This is a genomic window from Chitinophaga fulva, from assembly GCF_012927205.1.
Classification (GTDB): domain Bacteria; phylum Bacteroidota; class Bacteroidia; order Chitinophagales; family Chitinophagaceae; genus Chitinophaga; species Chitinophaga fulva.
In genome coordinates, this window is record NZ_JABBGC010000001.1 from 2928655 (window position 1) to 2945671 (window position 17017).

General features: G+C 47.9%; 13 protein-coding genes. 11 read left to right on the forward strand and 2 right to left on the reverse strand.

The genetic code is table 11. From position 1 onward, the window contains the following. Positions 1–30 precede the first annotated feature (30 nt). Complete coding sequence (locus HHL17_RS11925) at positions 31–1068, forward strand: methyltransferase (RefSeq protein ID WP_169224939.1); 1038 nt, start codon at positions 31–33, stop codon at positions 1066–1068. Positions 1069–1189: 121 nt separating this feature from the next. Here HHL17_RS11925 and HHL17_RS11930 read toward each other — a convergent pair whose 3' ends face one another. Both HHL17_RS11930 and HHL17_RS11935 read right to left on the reverse strand, forming a co-directional pair. Further along, entirely contained in the window at positions 1190–1729 is a 540-nt protein-coding gene (locus tag HHL17_RS11930) for a prolyl-tRNA synthetase associated domain-containing protein (protein WP_169224940.1), read from the reverse strand. Positions 1730–1732: 3 nt separating this feature from the next. Then, on the reverse strand, positions 1733–2632 hold the full coding sequence (locus HHL17_RS11935; RefSeq protein ID WP_169224941.1) for an EamA family transporter: 900 nt from the start codon (positions 2630–2632) through the stop codon (positions 1733–1735). Between the two features lie 315 nt (positions 2633–2947). On the opposite strand from HHL17_RS11935, the gene HHL17_RS11940 reads away from it, so the two are divergent. The 10 genes from HHL17_RS11940 to HHL17_RS11985 all read left to right on the forward strand — a co-directional run bounded on the left by HHL17_RS11940 (position 2948) and on the right by HHL17_RS11985 (position 16958). Beyond that, positions 2948–3892, forward strand: a complete 945-nt coding sequence (locus HHL17_RS11940; RefSeq protein WP_169224942.1) for a M23 family metallopeptidase — start codon at positions 2948–2950, stop codon at positions 3890–3892. A 16-nt stretch (positions 3893–3908) separates the two neighbouring features. Beyond that, on the forward strand, positions 3909–4529 hold the full coding sequence (locus HHL17_RS11945; RefSeq protein ID WP_169224943.1) for an RNA polymerase sigma-70 factor: 621 nt from the start codon (positions 3909–3911) through the stop codon (positions 4527–4529). A 63-nt stretch (positions 4530–4592) separates the two neighbouring features. After that, positions 4593–5558 carry a FecR family protein gene (locus tag HHL17_RS11950; RefSeq protein WP_169224944.1) on the forward strand — a complete coding sequence of 322 codons (966 nt, stop codon included), beginning with the start codon at positions 4593–4595 and terminating at the stop codon, positions 5556–5558. A 114-nt stretch (positions 5559–5672) separates the two neighbouring features. After that, positions 5673–8915: a SusC/RagA family TonB-linked outer membrane protein gene (locus HHL17_RS11955; protein WP_240975154.1), complete on the forward strand. Its 3243-nt coding sequence runs from the start codon at positions 5673–5675 to the stop codon at positions 8913–8915. Positions 8916–8927: 12 nt separating this feature from the next. Next, entirely contained in the window at positions 8928–10397 is a 1470-nt protein-coding gene (locus HHL17_RS11960; RefSeq protein WP_169224945.1) for a SusD/RagB family nutrient-binding outer membrane lipoprotein, read from the forward strand. Beyond that, complete coding sequence (locus HHL17_RS11965) at positions 10394–11698, forward strand: purple acid phosphatase family protein (RefSeq protein ID WP_240975161.1); 1305 nt, start codon at positions 10394–10396, stop codon at positions 11696–11698. The genes HHL17_RS11960 and HHL17_RS11965 overlap by 4 nt, the downstream gene beginning before the upstream one ends. Beyond that, entirely contained in the window at positions 11695–13308 is a 1614-nt protein-coding gene (gene pafA, locus HHL17_RS11970; protein WP_169224946.1) for an alkaline phosphatase PafA, read from the forward strand. Before HHL17_RS11965 ends, pafA begins: the two co-directional genes overlap by 4 nt. 122 nt (positions 13309–13430) lie before the next feature. Beyond that, a complete protein-coding gene (locus HHL17_RS11975; protein ID WP_169224947.1) occupies positions 13431–15209 on the forward strand; it encodes a UvrD-helicase domain-containing protein in 1779 nt (592 codons plus the stop codon). Positions 15210–15278: 69 nt separating this feature from the next. Beyond that, positions 15279–15827 (forward strand): RNA polymerase sigma-70 factor, encoded by a 549-nt coding sequence (locus HHL17_RS11980; protein WP_169224948.1) that lies wholly within the window; start codon positions 15279–15281, stop codon positions 15825–15827. Between the two features lie 81 nt (positions 15828–15908). Continuing rightward, positions 15909–16958: a FecR family protein gene (locus HHL17_RS11985; RefSeq protein WP_169224949.1), complete on the forward strand. Its 1050-nt coding sequence runs from the start codon at positions 15909–15911 to the stop codon at positions 16956–16958. The last annotated feature ends 59 nt before the right edge of the window (positions 16959–17017 follow it).

Below are 17017 nucleotides of genomic sequence, written 5' to 3' on the forward strand. Positions count from 1 at the left end.
ATACACCATATTTTTTAAAAAAACTATCCTATGCGCGTTAACTTATCCGGCTTACATGCCACCGCTGAACATACTGGCAATATTCTTCGCCATATTACCAATCACTGGGTTTCCTGTTGTGTATATACCGCCGCCAGGCTGAACATCGCAGAAATACTTTCCTCCGGCCCCCTGGATATCACGACACTGGCTGCTGAAACCGGAACACATGCCCCTTCGCTTCATCGCATGCTGAAGCTGCTGGCTGCCAACGGGGTTTTTGCAGAACAGACACTAGGCGTATTCGTGAATACTCCTGATTCCATTGCATTGATCGGCGATATTGAAGGTAGTATGAAAGCCTTTCTGCTGGCGGAAATGGGAGAGTTTTATACCCCATGGGGCAATTTAATAGATAGTGTCAGGACCGGGAAAACGGCATTTGACGAGCACTATGGAATGAACCTATGGGATTTTTATAAGAAGAATGCCGGTGAAGGGCAGAATTTTATGAAGGCGATGACTGCATTGACCAGCTTTCTGAGCCCTGCCATTATCGACAAATATGATTTTTCTGCTTTCAAAACGATCATCGATGTGGGCGGAAGTAATGGTTCTCTGTTGACCGCTATCCTGAGGAATACACCGGGACCATCTGGTATTGTATTTGACGTGCCTTATGTCGTGGAGCAAACAGCTGCGCTGCTGGCTGCTGATCCGCAGCTCCGGCACCGCAGCTCTGCTGTAAGCGGAAATTTCTTTGAACAGGTGCCCGCCGGCGCTGATGCGTATCTGTTGAAAATGATCATCCACGACTGGGATGACGAAGATTCCGTGCGTATCCTAAGCGTTGTTAGCAGGGCCATGAAGGAGGATAGCAAAATTCTGATCGTAGATGGCGTTATTCCTGAAGGCAACACTAATCACGGTGCAAAATTCATGGATGTGAACATGTTGGTGGTAACAGGCGGAAAAGAAAGAACGGTAGCGGAGTTTGATGAACTGTTCCGTCGTTCCGGGCTGCGGCTTACCCGTGTCATTGATCTTGATATCACGGAAGTGAGTATCGTAGAAGGAGAAAAGATATAGGCGTAGCCGTGAGTTATGGTATCCGGCTCGATAAGGTCATCATTAAAAGTATTCACTATTAAAACAATTGGCGAATATCAAAAGGTTGTAAGTTTTACCTTACAACCTTTTGTTTGCCTGTTTATATCTCGATGACTTTCGGTGAATGTTCAGTATACACCAGGAAATCATTCATGATCCAGTCCCTGCTGATCTTCATATAACTCGTGGTGGTACCGTCGCTGCAACCATACCATTCTTCTGAAAGCACATCCTTGTCAATAACTACCTGTACTTTATTTTCTTTGTCCAGCAGTACGCCAAAGATGGTAGTGGCGCCTACGGTGGTGCCCAGCATTTGGTCCAGTAATTCCACCGGGGCGAATGATACCCGGGATATACCCAGCACACGGCTTAAATCTTTTGTGACGAAAGGTTTGTCGGCCGTGGTGACGAACAGGTAGAAGCTAGTCTGCTGGCGGTTACACAGAAACAGTGTCTTCACCGTTTTCATGTTCAGCTGACGATTTATAATGATACAGTCCTCCATGGAAATGGCGTCGTCATTGTCTACCCGTTCAAATGGCACCTGCTTTTCCTGTAGCAATGTGTAAACCATTTCCTGTAATGTTGTTTTGAATGTTGCCGGAGGTGTATTCTTTACTTCACTGATATAAAACATGATTCAGCTTCCTTTTTTTGTTTTTAACGATTTGTAATAATTCATGACCGATATGGCGGCCAGCATCACGATAATACCTGCTATCTGCACCGGGCTGATGGCTTCATGCAGAACAAGATAGGCACATAAAACGGCAACCGGAAATTCTATGGTCATCAGGATAGCACTGGTGCCGGCCCCTATTTTAGGGATGCCTGCGGCAAAAAGTGCCGTTGGGATAGTGGTGCCTACTACGGCCAAAAATACGGCCCATAACAGGAACGTATATCCAAAATGATTGTCGGATACAATTGGCTGCGCATTGATGATGAAAATAGTCAATGCAGAACCGGCCATAATAAGTGTGCTTTTCGACTGCCACTTCACGCTTTTGCCCACCCGGCTGTTGGCCACAATATACACAGCATAGGTAAATGCTGATGCCAGCGCCAGTGCCATTCCCTGCCAGGAGAAGGATAACGCGTCTGCTTCCAGCAGATTGCCTGCCATGACCGTTCCCACAAGAATGAAGAGAACTGTTACCATTTCCAGCCTGCCCGGCCGCTGTCGGAAAATAAACCATTCCAGCAACAAACTGAACCAGGTGAACTGCATCAGGATCACAATCGCCAGCGAAGCGGAAATGTAACTCACGGACTGGTAATACAGAAAATTCGTGAGCCCGATGGTGCCCCCCACCAACAGCAAGGCTACCAGCTCTTTTCCTGCCAACTTTTTCCAGTTGGTCCTGCCGGTGGTCAATAACAGTATCAAACCCAGCAGAACAGCTGACAGCAGCGCCTGTGAGAATGATATTTCCGCAGCGTGATAGCCCGATGCATAGGATAGTTTTACGAACGAAGACATCGTTCCATACATGGTCCCTCCTAACAGGACAATGAACGAATATTTAAAATTTCTCATTTCAAGATTGTCTGAATAAAAAACAAATGGTAACCACAAGCCAAGTTGAGGCTAAACAACCTTGAAAACTGACATTAAAACAAATGAAACCCGTTCCCGCCGTAGACGGGAAGATGGTGTAGAATCCGGTTATTCAGCCTTTAGGCTACCGGCGGGGGCGTATTGGAAGAGAAACGGTGCTGCATAGTATATTACTGTATCCGATAAAGATAGTAAAAATTAGCCGGCTGCTACATATCTCCCAGGTAATAGTTTTACGAAGTCCGGTCAGTTACTTAACTTTCGTAGCTAAACCCCACATAAACTGACCTATACATGAAAAAAATTATCATAGCATCTTACCTTCTCGGAGCATTGGGGATAATCAGTTTTTGGGGAGATAAACGTTTTGGTTATTTATTCTTTTTCTGTGTGCTTGCCGTTATACTGAGGAGAATTGAAAAGTTCAGGAATAATAAAAAGAAACCGGAAAAACCCGATCAGCAGGCCGTTTCGGTAGACCTTACCCATTATTACTTAACTATTTATCTGAGCCTTTTAAATCCGTACAGCCTGATACAGATGATCAGGCAGCTGTCGGGGCAGTTGTATATACTGGTCTTCTATTCTTTCAGGTTGCCTTCTCCTGCATCCTTCCATAGCAAGGTCGAATATATCCTTCCTTTTAAAGGGACATGGAAAGTTGGGCGTGGAGGGGTGACGCCTGAAACATCTCATTCCTGGGGACTGTATACACAACGGTATGCCTATGATTTTTTTATTACTGATGATCATCATAAACCTAACAGCGGGACGGGGAATCAGCTGGAAGATTATTATTGTTTTGATCAGGAGGTGATCGCACCGGCGGATGGCATGATTGTCGGTATAAAAAATAATATCCGGGATTATGTCCATGTAGGTGATCTTTCTGTGGATTGGAAGACGAAGGATTTCAGGGGGAATTATGTAGTCATCAAACATCATGAAAACGAATACAGTTTTATCGCGCATTTCAGGAAAGGTAGCATAGTAGTGAAGAAAGGGGATATCGTGAAGCAGGGTCAATTATTAGGGAAATGCGGCAATAGCGGTCACTCTACCATGCCGCATATTCATTACCACCTCCAGCGCAGTAAATACTTCTGGACGGCATTAGGGCTGCCAGTCCGCTTTAAAAACGTTGTCATCAACGGATCTGATAACCATGAACAAGGGGAATATATCAGTACAGACCAGCAGGTAAGCAATCTCCGGATAAATGAGTTAATAATGCCTTAATATACCACTGTTATTTTTGCGCTCGTCCAAACTGAGTTACCTGATGGAAGACTCCACGCAGATTCCAATACTGTTGCACGACTGGCTGGCCGGGAATGACCTGCAATTCAAACCACTGTTTGAATACTATTTCCCCCGCCTGAAGCGCTATACCATGAGCTATACCGACGATCCTGCCATCAGCGAGGAGCTTGCCATGAATGTGATGTTGAAAGTATGGCAGCAGAAATCCAGGATTGCCACCCTGAATGATTTCAACAGCTATCTTTTTACCATGATGCGCCATGAGACGGTTAGCATGTTGCGCCGTAAAAAGACCATGATGACACTCAGTTCCCGCGAAGAAGAGGCGCCCGCCACCGAAAATATCACCGAAACGGTCAGCTACCGGGAGCTGCTGTCCCGCTACAGGGCCTGCCTCGACAAACTTCCGCCACGCCGCCGCGAAGCGTTTATCCTTAACCGGGAGCGCGGGATGAGTTATGCAGAAATAGCTGAACTACTGAATGTTTCCATCTTTACGGTGCAGAACCACATCGCTGCCTCGCTGAAATTCATCCGGAGGGAACTGCATGACTACGCCGATTTCCTCATGCTGGCAGCCGTTATGTTAGTGCCAATGTTAACTGAATATTAATTCCATCTTCCCCAATAGTTTGACCAGCCACTGACCGTCGTCCTTATGGATGAATCGATCACTATGGCAGATTTTCAACCGGACAGCATCCTGCTGACCAGCTACTTTGAAGGTAAAATTTCCGGTCCCGCTGTTAAAGCGGACATTGAAACCTATATCGCCAGCGGTAAAGACGCTGCATTTGTACAGGCATGTATGGAAGCCGCCTGGAGGAATACGAGTGTGGCTATACCCGACAAAGCAACTGGCAGCGACTGGCAGCAGTTCCGTCGTTTGGCTGGTATCAATACCCAACACAGGAAATTATATTCGCAGATGGCTGCGGCAGCCGCTTTGCTGGTATTCATCGCGGTGGCTGGCTGGCTGTTTCTGCAACCGCAGCATAAAGCACCCGCTTTGGCCTGGAAAACCGTCACCGCCGCACCAGGAGCACCACACCAGCTGCAACTGCCGGATGGCTCCCAGGTGACCCTTTTCCCCGGCTCGTCTGTTAGCTATAGCGCTGAATTCAATACGGCCCTTCGGGAAATACGCCTCTCCGGCCGCGCGTTCTTTAACGTCACGGGTGCAGCGCAACGGCCATTTTTTGTCAACACCGGAAAATACACCACACAGGTACTGGGCACCTCCTTTGAGATAGACGACCGCCAGTTGCTGGCGGTAACGCTGGTCTCCGGAAAAGTAAGGCTGCTGGGCAGCCACGGCCAAAGGCTGACAGAACTGCAACCCGGACAGCAAGCTATTGTGGATAAGCAGGCCGGTAGTTTCCGGCTCGCCACCATCGGGACGGATGCCCTTACCGCATGGACGTCCGGTCAACTTTCCTTCGACCAGGAGAAATTACATACCGTGTGCGCTGATCTCCAGCAATGGTATAAAACACCCATCAGCATCACAAGAAAAGAACTGTTGCAGAAGCATATCACAGCGGAGTTTAAACAGCTGCCGTTATCAGCAGTCATGGAGATACTGTCGCAAACAGCTGGGTTCCGGTACCGGCAGGAAAAAGATACGATCGTGATCTACTAAAAAATTAAACGCCCCGGTGCAACGGGGCGCTTAAAATAGCAACTGACTGGTTTATCAGCCAAGTAACCTGACATGCAGGCGTAAACCACCTGCACCTAAATCAATTGTAAAATAATGAAAACATTTTTACTGCGTCGGGTCCTGATGCTGTTTTTTCTCCTGTCGGTCAGTGTCCGGCTGTTGGCGCAGCAGGACCGCATGCTGAATTTCAGCGGCAGCACACTGACGGTAAGGCAATTTATTCAGCAGATCAAAAGCCAGCAACAATTACAGGTAACATTCGATGAGGAAGTGAATGCCCTGCTGTCACGCACGGTGCATGTCCGCAAAAATGCCGCCACGCTGAAAGAAGCGCTCGGCTGGCTGGCTGTGGATGTATCCATACAATGCCGCATCGTCAATAACTACGCTATTCTCAGCGTGGCGCCGCCGGCTAAAAAGCAGGACACGCCTGCTGCGGCCAACGAACTGCCGCCACCTTCCACCAAAGCATTGGGAGAAGTGGTGGTGACCGCACTCGGCATCAAAAAGGCTGAACGTAACGTGGGCTATTCCATCTCCCAATTATCTTCTAAAGATGTCAGCGATGTGCCACAGCCCAACGTGATGAACAGCCTCGCGGCACGCGTGCCGGGCGTGAGCATCCGCAGCACCGGCTCCGATCCGGGGTCCAGTGTGATGGTCACCATACGCGGACAGTCCTCTATCAGTAAAGACAACCAACCATTATACGTGATTGACGGGGTACCGGTAGCCCCGGCTATTCAGAATCCTGCACAAGCGGTAGATGGTAAACAGACCATCGACTATGGCAGCCCTATCAGCGATATCAGCGCCGATGACATTGCCAGCATCACCGTGCTGAAAGGCGCTAGTGCCGCCGCGCTCTACGGTAGCCGCGCCGGTTCGGGCGTTATCCTCATCACCACCAAATCCGGCGCCGCCAAAAAAGGACTGGGCGTTAGCTTCAACTCCACCGCTATGTTCGATAAAGCCTGGATGTTCCCCGACTTCCAGAACGAATTCGGCAGCGGCGACTGGGCAGGCACTGATAATACCCTCAGCACTTCCGCATGGGGACCCAAACTGAACACCGGCCGCAAACTGGTGCAGTGGAACAGCCCCCTCGACGAAAACGGTAAGCCCGTTCCCCTGGAATGGAAAGCGTATCCCAATCGCGTAAGAGATTTCTTCCGCACCGGACGGACATTGACCAATAACATCGCGGTATCAAAAAGCGGTGATGCGGGCAACTTCAGGATTTCCTACGCCAACATGCAGAACCAGGGCATCGTGCCCAATACGGATTTGAAACGTAACAACCTGACCTTCTCGGGTACTTACCACCTCAATAAATCCATCCATGTCAGCAGCAACATCGCCTATACGAACAGCACCAGCGATAACCGCCCCTCTGCCTATGCGGAGAGCGTTACCACGCAGACGTATAAACTGGCGCCCAATGTGGATATCCACGCTTTGCGCAATTATTGGGTACCAGGAAAAGAAGGGCTGCAACAATATAACCCCTACAGCACCGACGATAATCCTTATCTCATCGCATACGAAGAAACCAACAGCTATAACCGCAACCGTATCACCGGCAACGTACAAGTGCAACTTGATCTTCGCAAAGACCTGAGCCTGATGCTGCGCACCGGCCTCGATTATTACTCGCTGTCAGAAGATCAGAAACGCCCTTTCAGCGCTAAAAGAAACCCTAAAGGCGCGTATGTGCTGGAGAATAACCAGTTCAGGGAACAGAACAGCGACTTCCTGCTCACCTACAAACCTGAACTGAAACACAACCTTAAATTCTCTGTGGCCGTGGGTGGTAACCGCATGGACCAGCAAACCCAGTCCAACCAGCAATCAGCCGGAAGCCTTACCCTGCCTGGTGTTTACAACCTTTCCAATGCAGCCGCAGGTTCGATCATCAATACACAGTCCAGGTCGCATAAACGTATCAACAGCCTGTATGGTATGAGTGAGATCAGTTATAATGATTATATCTTCCTGAACCTCACCGCCAGAAATGACTGGAGCAGCACCTTACCTAAATCGAACAACTCGTATTTCTACCCATCTGTGTCAGTCAGCGCCATCCTGTCGGATATGCTGAACATCCAATGGCGGCAGCTCTCTTACCTGAAATTAAGGGCCAACTGGTCACAGGTAGGGTCGGATACAGACCCTTATCAACTGTATAATACCGTGCCTTTTGATACCGATTGGGGCACTGTAAAACGCGCTACCATCAGCTTCAGCCAGCGCAACAGCCTGTTGAAACCAGAAATCGCCACTTCCTACGAAGGTGGGCTGGATGTCAGTTTCTTTAAAGATCGTTTAGGCCTCAACGTTACCTGGTACAAAACCAATAACCGGAACCAGATCATCCAGGTGCCTACCACCATCGCTTCCGGCGCCAATAGTATGCTCATCAACGCCGGTAATATCCAGAACAGCGGCTGGGAGATAGGCCTGAACACAGTCCCCGTAAAAGGAAAGTTCACCTGGAAGTCTGATGTCAATTTTACCCGTAACCAGAATAAGGTCATCTCACTGACGCCGGCCGTTACCAGTTACATGCTGGGCAGCACCGACGGCAGCAATATTGTCTACCTGATAAAAGAAGGTACTAAAATGGGTGATTTCTACAGCAGAAGCTGGGTGAAAGTAAAAGAAGGCCCTTATGCAGGCCAGGCGCTGCTGAACAGCAATGGTCTCCAACAACAGGACCCTGAACTGGTGAAGATAGGTAACTATAACCCTGACTTTATGGTGGGATTCAATAACAATTTCCATTACAAAAATGTAACGCTGAATTTTCTGATCGACTGGCGCCAGGGTGGTTCGTACTACTCTTATGTAGCAAAGAGCCTTATCCAGGACGGCCGTACCACCAATACCCTGCAGGGAAGAGACGCAGCGCATGGCGGTCTTAACTGGACCGATGCCAACGGCGTTAAACGTGACGACGGTATGCTCATGGAAGGTGTGGTAGACAAAGGCAACGGTACCTATAAGCCCAACGATATCATCATCGCAGCTGCGGACTACTATGACAATAAATACTGGAAGTACTACGAGAATGAAACATACAGCGCCACTTATGTGAAGCTGAAAGAAGTATCCGTTACCTATGCCTTCGGCCGTAATGTAATGCGCCGTATTCCATTCCTCACCAACCTGTCGCTTTCACTGATCGGTAATAACCTCTACACCTGGACCGCTGCCGGTAATGGTTATGATCCTGAGATCACCATGAGCCTTTCCGGTCAGCGGTACCAGGGCGTTGGCCATTGGACGCTGCCAGGAACAAGATCATATGGGGCTAAACTGAGTTGCAATTTTTAATCCATTCATATCATGAAACCATATAAAATAATTGTAGGTCTGTTGACAGTACTCACCTTTACCGGCTGTACGAAGGACTTTGAAGATATTAACACCAATCCCAATAATCCCGCTGTCACCCGGCCGGAATACCATCTCACAGAGGCTATCACGCAGACGGCCTACGCTTATGCGGAGAATGGCTTTGCCAGAAGACCGGCGGCGCTGGGCCGGTATATCACGCTGATCAGGAATAATGATTATGAGCTGTTCCGCTGGACAGCCGTTGACTGGTCGGACATCTATCAGCGTGCGATGATCGTGAAAACACTGCAGCAGGAAGCTACAGAAATGAAGCAGCCAGCCTACGTTGCAGCCGGGAAGGTGCTCATGGCCTTCAACATGGCTTACCTGACAGATCTCTATGGTGATGTGCCTTACTCCAAAGCGTTACAATCAGTGGAAAACGGAAACATCAAACCTACCTACGACAAACAGGAAGATATTTATAAAAGTCTGCTTGCCCTGCTGAAAGAAGCGAACGCAGACCTGAAAAACAACGGCGCCGGCATGGATACAAAAGCTGATGCCATGTTTGCCGGTGATGCCCTGAAATGGCGGAAGCTGGCCAATTCCCTGCGTTTACGGCTGCTGCTTCGCTGCGCTAAAAATTATCCGGCTGCATGGACGGAGATGCAGGAGGTCCTGAATAACAAGACGGAATATCCTGTTATGGAAAGCAACGCTGATAACGCAGAAGTTCCCTACCTGGGCGTCAAAAAAGACGACAGCTGGGCGGGCGGACCGCTGACCATGATCGACAATGATTTTCTGAAAACAAAGGCCAGTAAGGAACTGGTGGATGCGCTGTTGTCCCGCAATGACCCGAGGCTGGAACTTTGGATTGCGCCGGTGGCCAGCATGGAAGGCGCTACTGTTGACAAAAATAAGTACGTGGGTATCCCGCACGCCTATACGAACCCCGGGGACTATAACGGAGGAGAATCACATCAGTCCACTTTGTCTGCTTTCTTTAGACAGAATAAGCCTGCCGCTTTCAAAGCCAGCCTGATGTTGTACACAGAAGTGTGTTTCATCGCAGCAGAGGCTATGCAGGCAGGAAAAGTAACGATGGCGGGCAATACGGCCGAAGGGATGTATAACAATGGTATAAAATCCTCCATGGAATATTACGGTATCCAGGCAGAAGCACAACGTCGCGGGTACTATGATCAGGCCATCGTGAAGTACAACGGTACTTTGGAACAGCTGATCTCCCAGAAATGGCTGGCAATGACTTTCCGCGGGGCAGAAGGCTGGTTTGATTTCCGCCGCACCGGTTACCCGGCATTTGTGGTAGGCCCGATGGCTTTTCAGAAGACTTTCCCTGTAAGATACGCCTGGCCTACGACAGAGCAGGATGTGAATATCGATAATTATCGTGCAGCCATTACCGTATTTGGTGCCGATGATATCAATACAAAAATGTGGTACCTGAAATGATAAAAACAGCGATGGAAAAGAAAGCATTAGACAGAAGGAATTTTCTCGGCAACATCATGAAGGCAGGGGCGTTGCTGCCGCTGGCAGGAACGCCCGTATTATCGGCCGTAGCGTCGCCTGTCATCAGTGGCAGCAGTTACCCTGCGTCAGCAGTCCCTGACCGGATCATTCTGAACATTACGAAAGACCCGTCCACCATGGCGGCCATTACCTGGCGTTCCAATGTGGCCGCTGCGTCCTATGTGGAATATGCGAAAGCGGATGCCCGCCCGGACTTTGCCACCAAGGCTACCCGGGTGGCAGCTGCAACAGCCACACTGCAACAGGACAATTATCACAGCCTTACGCTTACCGGTCTGCAGCCGGACACACTGTATACTTACCGTGCAGGCAACGAGAACGGTTGGAGCGAATGGCTGCAATTCCGCACCGCAGCGGCCACGGGCAAGCTCTCCTTTATATACCTCGGCGATGCTCAGGTAGGTATCAGACCGTTCTGGAGCCGTGTGATACGGAAAGCCTATGCCCAGTTGCCGGATGCCCAACTGATCATACATGTCGGCGATCTCGTGAACCGTGCCAACAACGATGATGAATGGGGCCAGTGGTTCGAAGCGGGCGGATATATCCATGGCAGTGTGCCCTCGCTTGTAACACCGGGCAACCACGAATATACCCATGAAGATGGGCTGCCTCACTTGTCTGTTCACTGGAAGAAACAGTTTACCCTTCCGGGAAATGGCACCGGTCTTGATGACCTGGAAGGCTCCGTGTTTTATGCCGATGTGCAGGGCGTACGTTTCATCAGTCTTAATTCCATGATGATGGAGGAGGCCACTTCGGAGGCCCAGTTACGGGCGCAACAGCAGTGGCTGGAGAACACCCTTTCTTCCAATCCGCATAAATGGACCGTTGTGACCATGCATCATCCGGTTTTCTCTACGAAGAAGGGCAGGGTCAATGAAAAAGTACAGACCTGGTTTAAGCCGCTTTTCGATAAGTATAAAGTTGACATCGTATTACAGGGGCATGATCATGCCTATGGCAGAGGCATGCGGCAGATCGCGCCTTACGGTACCGCCTATGTGGTGTCTGTTAGTGGTTCCAAGATGTATGAGTATGAAAAGATGGAATGGGCCGATATCGTAACGGGACATTTGCAGATGTATCACCTCGTCACGATTGATAACAACCGGCTTGACTTTAAATCCTACCTCGCTACTGGTGAACTGTTTGATGCCTTTCTGCTGGAGAAACGTGCCGGTAAGATCAACAAATTCAAAGAAAACAGACCTTCATGAGAACCCATAAATTACTGTTACTGGCAATTCTTTTTGCCGGCAACAGTCTCTGTGCGCAGCCATTGAAGCGGCCCAAACTGGTGGTCGGCATTATGATAGACCAGATGCGATGGGATTACCTGTACCGCTACTACGGCCATTATGGCAACACCGGTTTCAAACGCCTGCTCCGGGAAGGTTTCAGCTGTGAGCAAACGATGATCAACTATGTGCCCTCCGTTACCGCCTGCGGACATGCCGCTGTGTATACCGGTACCGGTCCGGCTGTGAACGGTATCGTGGGTAATGACTGGTACGACCGGAAATCGGGCAAGTCCGTTTATTGCGTATACGATAGTGCTGTCAATACTATCGGTACCGGTAAGGCCGTTGCAGGCGGTATGTCGCCCCGCAACCTGATGAGCACCACTATCGGTGATGAACTACGTATAGCCACGGGGTTTCAAAGTAGGGTGGTGGGCATTGCGCTGAAAGACAGGGCGGCTATATTGCCTGCCGGTCATGGCGCCAATGCTGCCTTCTGGTACGACGATGCCACCGGGCATTTCATTAGCAGCTCCTGGTACATGGACAGTCTGCCTGCCTGGGCAACAGCCTTTAACAAAGAACAACGTGCTGCAAAATATATTCAACAGCCGTGGAATACTTTATATCCTGTTTCTTCCTATACCGCCAGCACGGCTGATGACAAGCATTATGAAGTGCCCGTTCCCGGGGAAGATAAGCCGGTGTTCATCCATCAGTTCAACAAAGGGAAAGATTATGACCTCCTGAAATATTCCCCGCTGGGCAACACCCTCACACTTGACTTCGCCAAGGCAGCCATCCAGGGCTACCATCTCGGCAGCACCGCCACAGATATGCTGGCCCTCAGCTTTTCCACACCGGATATTGCCGGTCATAGCTTCGGTCCTGATGCCATCGAAATGGAAGATATGTACCTGCGGCTGGATAAAGAGCTGGGAGAATTCCTTGTTTGGCTGGACCAGCGCTATGGCAGCGACTATCTCGTGTTCCTCACGGCAGACCATGGCGCTATTAACTCACCGGGGTTCATGCAAGACCACCGTTTGCCGGGCATAGGAGAAAAGATGGGACGTGCCGCTTCCCTGAATGAAGCCATCAGTAAGCAGTGGGGGATTCCTAAAGCTATTCTTTCTGATGCCGGTTCACAACTGTACCTCGATACGGCCGCTGTCAGCAAGGCGGGTGTTCCATTGGCCAGCCTGCAACAATTCATTAAAGCACAGCTGAAAGCTATTCCGGGTATAGGCGATGCCGTTACCATAGCAGAAATCCACAACGGCCATCTTCCAGCTCCGTTCAATGATATGTACATCAACGGCTGGCATGCCAAACGGAGTGGAGACATAATGGTAGTGCCCGCGCCGGGCGTAAAAAATGGCAGCATCATGGGCACTACCCATGGCACGATGTATCCTTACGATACACACATTCCTTTGATATGGTTCGGCTGGGGAATTAAGCCCGGTCGTTCCTACAAGCATGCTGGCGTTACGGATATCGCCGCTACGGTATGTGCCTTGTTGCATATACAAATGCCGGGCGGGAATACGGGGAGGGTGATTGAAGACGTGATGGTGAGGTAGCAGTGAAATAGTAGTGAGGTAGTGGGGTGGGCAAAATGATACTTGGTTAATTGCGCTTAAAAGCTTAATTTATAGTTCATTGTATCTGTAAGCAATTTGTCCATCCTCAACATTAACCAGCTATGAAGTTAACTCAGGAACAACTTGACATTATTCATTCAACAGGCAACATTAAAATAAATGCTGTTGCTGGTTCTGGTAAGACAACCACCATCATTGAATATGCTAAATCCAGACCTCACCACAGTAAAATACTCTATCTGGCGTTTAATAGATCGGTCAGGAATGATGCTATAGCAAAATTTGCTGCATGCGGATTGGCCAATGTTAAAGTGGAAACAGCACATTCATTGGCTTATAAGCGGATTGTTTTCAGGGAAGGATATACCGTCCGTAATCAGGGATATCGGACGAATGAAATTGCTGACTTACTGGAGATAACAGGTAGAACGGAGAAGCATGGAAAGTATATCCTGGCCAATCATATAAATAAATTTTTTAGTTATTTCTGCAACAGCGATAAATCGCGCATGGAGGAGCTGGATTATTTGGAGGTCATCACAGATAAAAAAGTTAGGGCCTTTGTTAAAACATGTTATCAGGATATCCAAAGAATGGCTTCGTTGTTATATCAAAGGATGGATGATGGTGATATTGATATAACACATGATTTTTATTTGAAGAAATTTCAATTGGAGGGCCCCGATTTAGGGTATGATTATATTTTATTTGATGAAGGACAGGATGCCTCTGCAGCTATGTTGGATATCTTCCTTAGGCAAAAGGCGATTAAGGTAATTGTAGGAGATACACATCAGCAAATTTATGGTTGGCGATATGCGGTTAATTCTTTGGAAAAAGTGGATTTCAAAACATTCCACTTATCAACCAGTTTCCGTTTTGGTCAGGATATCGCTCATCTTGCTACAGAAGTTTTAAAATGGAAGGAATACCTCGATTTGTATCAACCTTTCACTATTACAGGAGAGGGTGGTCCTGGTAAAGAAAATAGCATTGCTGTCATCGCAAGAACAAATCTTGGTTTATTATTAAATGCCATCGGTTATATTGAAAAGAATAAAAATGTGACCCATATATATTTTGAGGGGAATATTAATTCCTATGCTTATGCAGATGAAGGAACGTCTCTTTATGATGTGTTGAATTTTATTAATAATAAGCGTCATCTTATTAAGGATAATCTCATCCGGGAAATGAAAAATACAGCAGAGCTGGAAGAATATATTGAACATACGGAAGATATGCAGCTGGCTACTATGCTGGAAATTGTGAAGGAGTATGGAGATGATATCCATGCAATAATGAAGGAATTAAAGCGCAAGCATGTGGAGGATGGGGAAAAGGAAAAAGCAGCAGTCATTTTTTCAACGGTTCACCGGAGTAAAGGAATGGAGTACGATCAGGTTATACTGGCTGATGATTTTATTACGGAAGAGAAGTTGAAGAAAATGAAAAAAGAGGAGATGAATATTTCGAAACTCAACGAGGAAATCAATTTGCTTTATGTGGCTATTACCCGAACACGTAACATTATTCAAATACCGGAATCTATGATTCCCGCTACTTTTCCCGCTTCGCAAATAACTGTTGAAACGAAAAAATATGAAGCAATAGACAGGACATCTTTTTCAGTTCCGGAAACAGCAGCCGGAAACCATAAAGAGAGTGCTGAAAAAGCTTATTCCGTTGAGGAAGTCAGATTAAAACATAAGGACGCCTATATGCCCTGGACTGCTGCGTTGGATAATGAATTGACCACACTTTACTGCCAGGGGGCAAAAATAAAAGAGATGGCAAAATATTTTGGGCGAACTGATGGAGCCATTCGGTCAAGAATAAAAAAACTGGAGCTGGAAGAAATTTACGGAAAGAGAAAATAAAAATATTCTTACTTCCCATACCTTTTTTTGTATTTTAGATAGGAAATAGTGATTTCCTATATTAAGATCATGTCCACGTTCCATACGATCACTGCATTGAAAGAAGGGAATACTTCCGTTTTCAGAGAACTATTCAATGAATATCACCGGAAGGTATACTTATATGTCCTTTCCAAAACGAATTCCCAATATATCGCTGAGGAGACTACCCAAATCACATTCATCAAATTATGGAACTACCGGGAACAGCTGAACGAATCTGACCAGGTGGGTAAGCTGTTATTCCATATTGCCCGGGCTACCTGTATTGACCTGTTCAGGAAGGATGCCGTCAGGGAGAGGGTACTGAAACTGGAAAATACAGCGGAAACCGATGCCTGGCATGTCTCTGATGCGGTAGAAGTCAAAGAACTGCAGCTGCGCATAAAGCATGCCGTGGGAAATATGCCTCCTGTCAGGCGGAGGGTGTTTGAGCTCAGTCGATATGAATTTAAATCCTATAAAGAGATTGCAGCACTCCTTTCCTTGTCTGTTAAGACGGTGGAAAATCATATGGCGCTAGCTATCAAGCATTTAAGAAAATCTTTGATGCTCTTGGTCCTCTTATTCCTGCGCTAAAAAAAAATTTATCTTCTCATTAGGGGATGCCCTTTTTTCAAACGATATATTGTTGAAGGCACCTCATTATCCAAGCTGAAAATGATACCAAGGGAACTAATTGACAGATATTTCAGGAATGAATGCAGTGACGATGAAAGGAGGCGGGTGCTGGAATATTTTCGTAATAGTCCCGGGGAATGGAACAAGTACATGACCGAAGAGGACTGGGATAATTTTGAGGAGAATGGGGAAGTAGATCCGGCACTTTCCGAAAAGATGTTTAAAGCAGTCAGCAGCAACACTTTCAAGACAACCCGGAAAACGACGGTCACCTGGTTGGCCGCCGCCGCGTTGGCCGGACTGGTCATGGGGCTGTTATGGATGTACCGGCCCGCTTCAAAGCAGCTGATGGCAACGCGTGAAACACCTTCGTCAACCGCTGAACGGATGACGGAAAGAAAGAATGTTTCCGATAGGCCGATGAGCATCATACTGGCGGACAACTCCGAGGTGGTGCTATCACCCAATAGCAGCATCCGGTTTTATGAGCCTTTCATTTCGGATAAAGAGAGAATGGTGCAGTTGTCGGGTGAGGCTTTGTTTAAAGTAACCGGAGATAAAGGCCGGCCGTTTGTGGTGTATGCAGACAAACTGGCGACAACGGTGCTGGGTACTTCGTTTACGGTGCAGTCGTTTGCTGAAAGCGATGTGATCATACTGAAGCTGCATGAGGGCAAGGTGCAGGCGGCGGCAGCAGATTCCCTGCAGACCAAATGGAAAGGCAAAGTGGTGCTGTTGCCAGGTGATGAGCTGACATATAATAAGGCGACGATGCTGGCAAGCATAAAACACAGCAGGCCTGCAGAGCATTTGGTAAAGGCCGGTCCTGCCAACGGAAAAGCCTATACGGTCCGCCGGCCCGACTGGTACACCTTTGACGCGTCGTTGCTTCCCGAGGTTTTTGATCAGCTCAGCAGCTATTATCAGGTAGATATTTATTATTATCCTGCTGATCTGAATAACAAATACTTCTCCGGAAGACTACATAAAACAGATTCATTAGAAACAATATTGAACGATATCGCATTGCTCAACCGCCTTACAATTGAGAAAAAAGAAGGTAGTTATATCATCAGGAAGAAAGATTAACCAAAATAATACAGATATCAATACCCCGCAACGTTGCGTAGCGCAACGAGGGGGGCTTT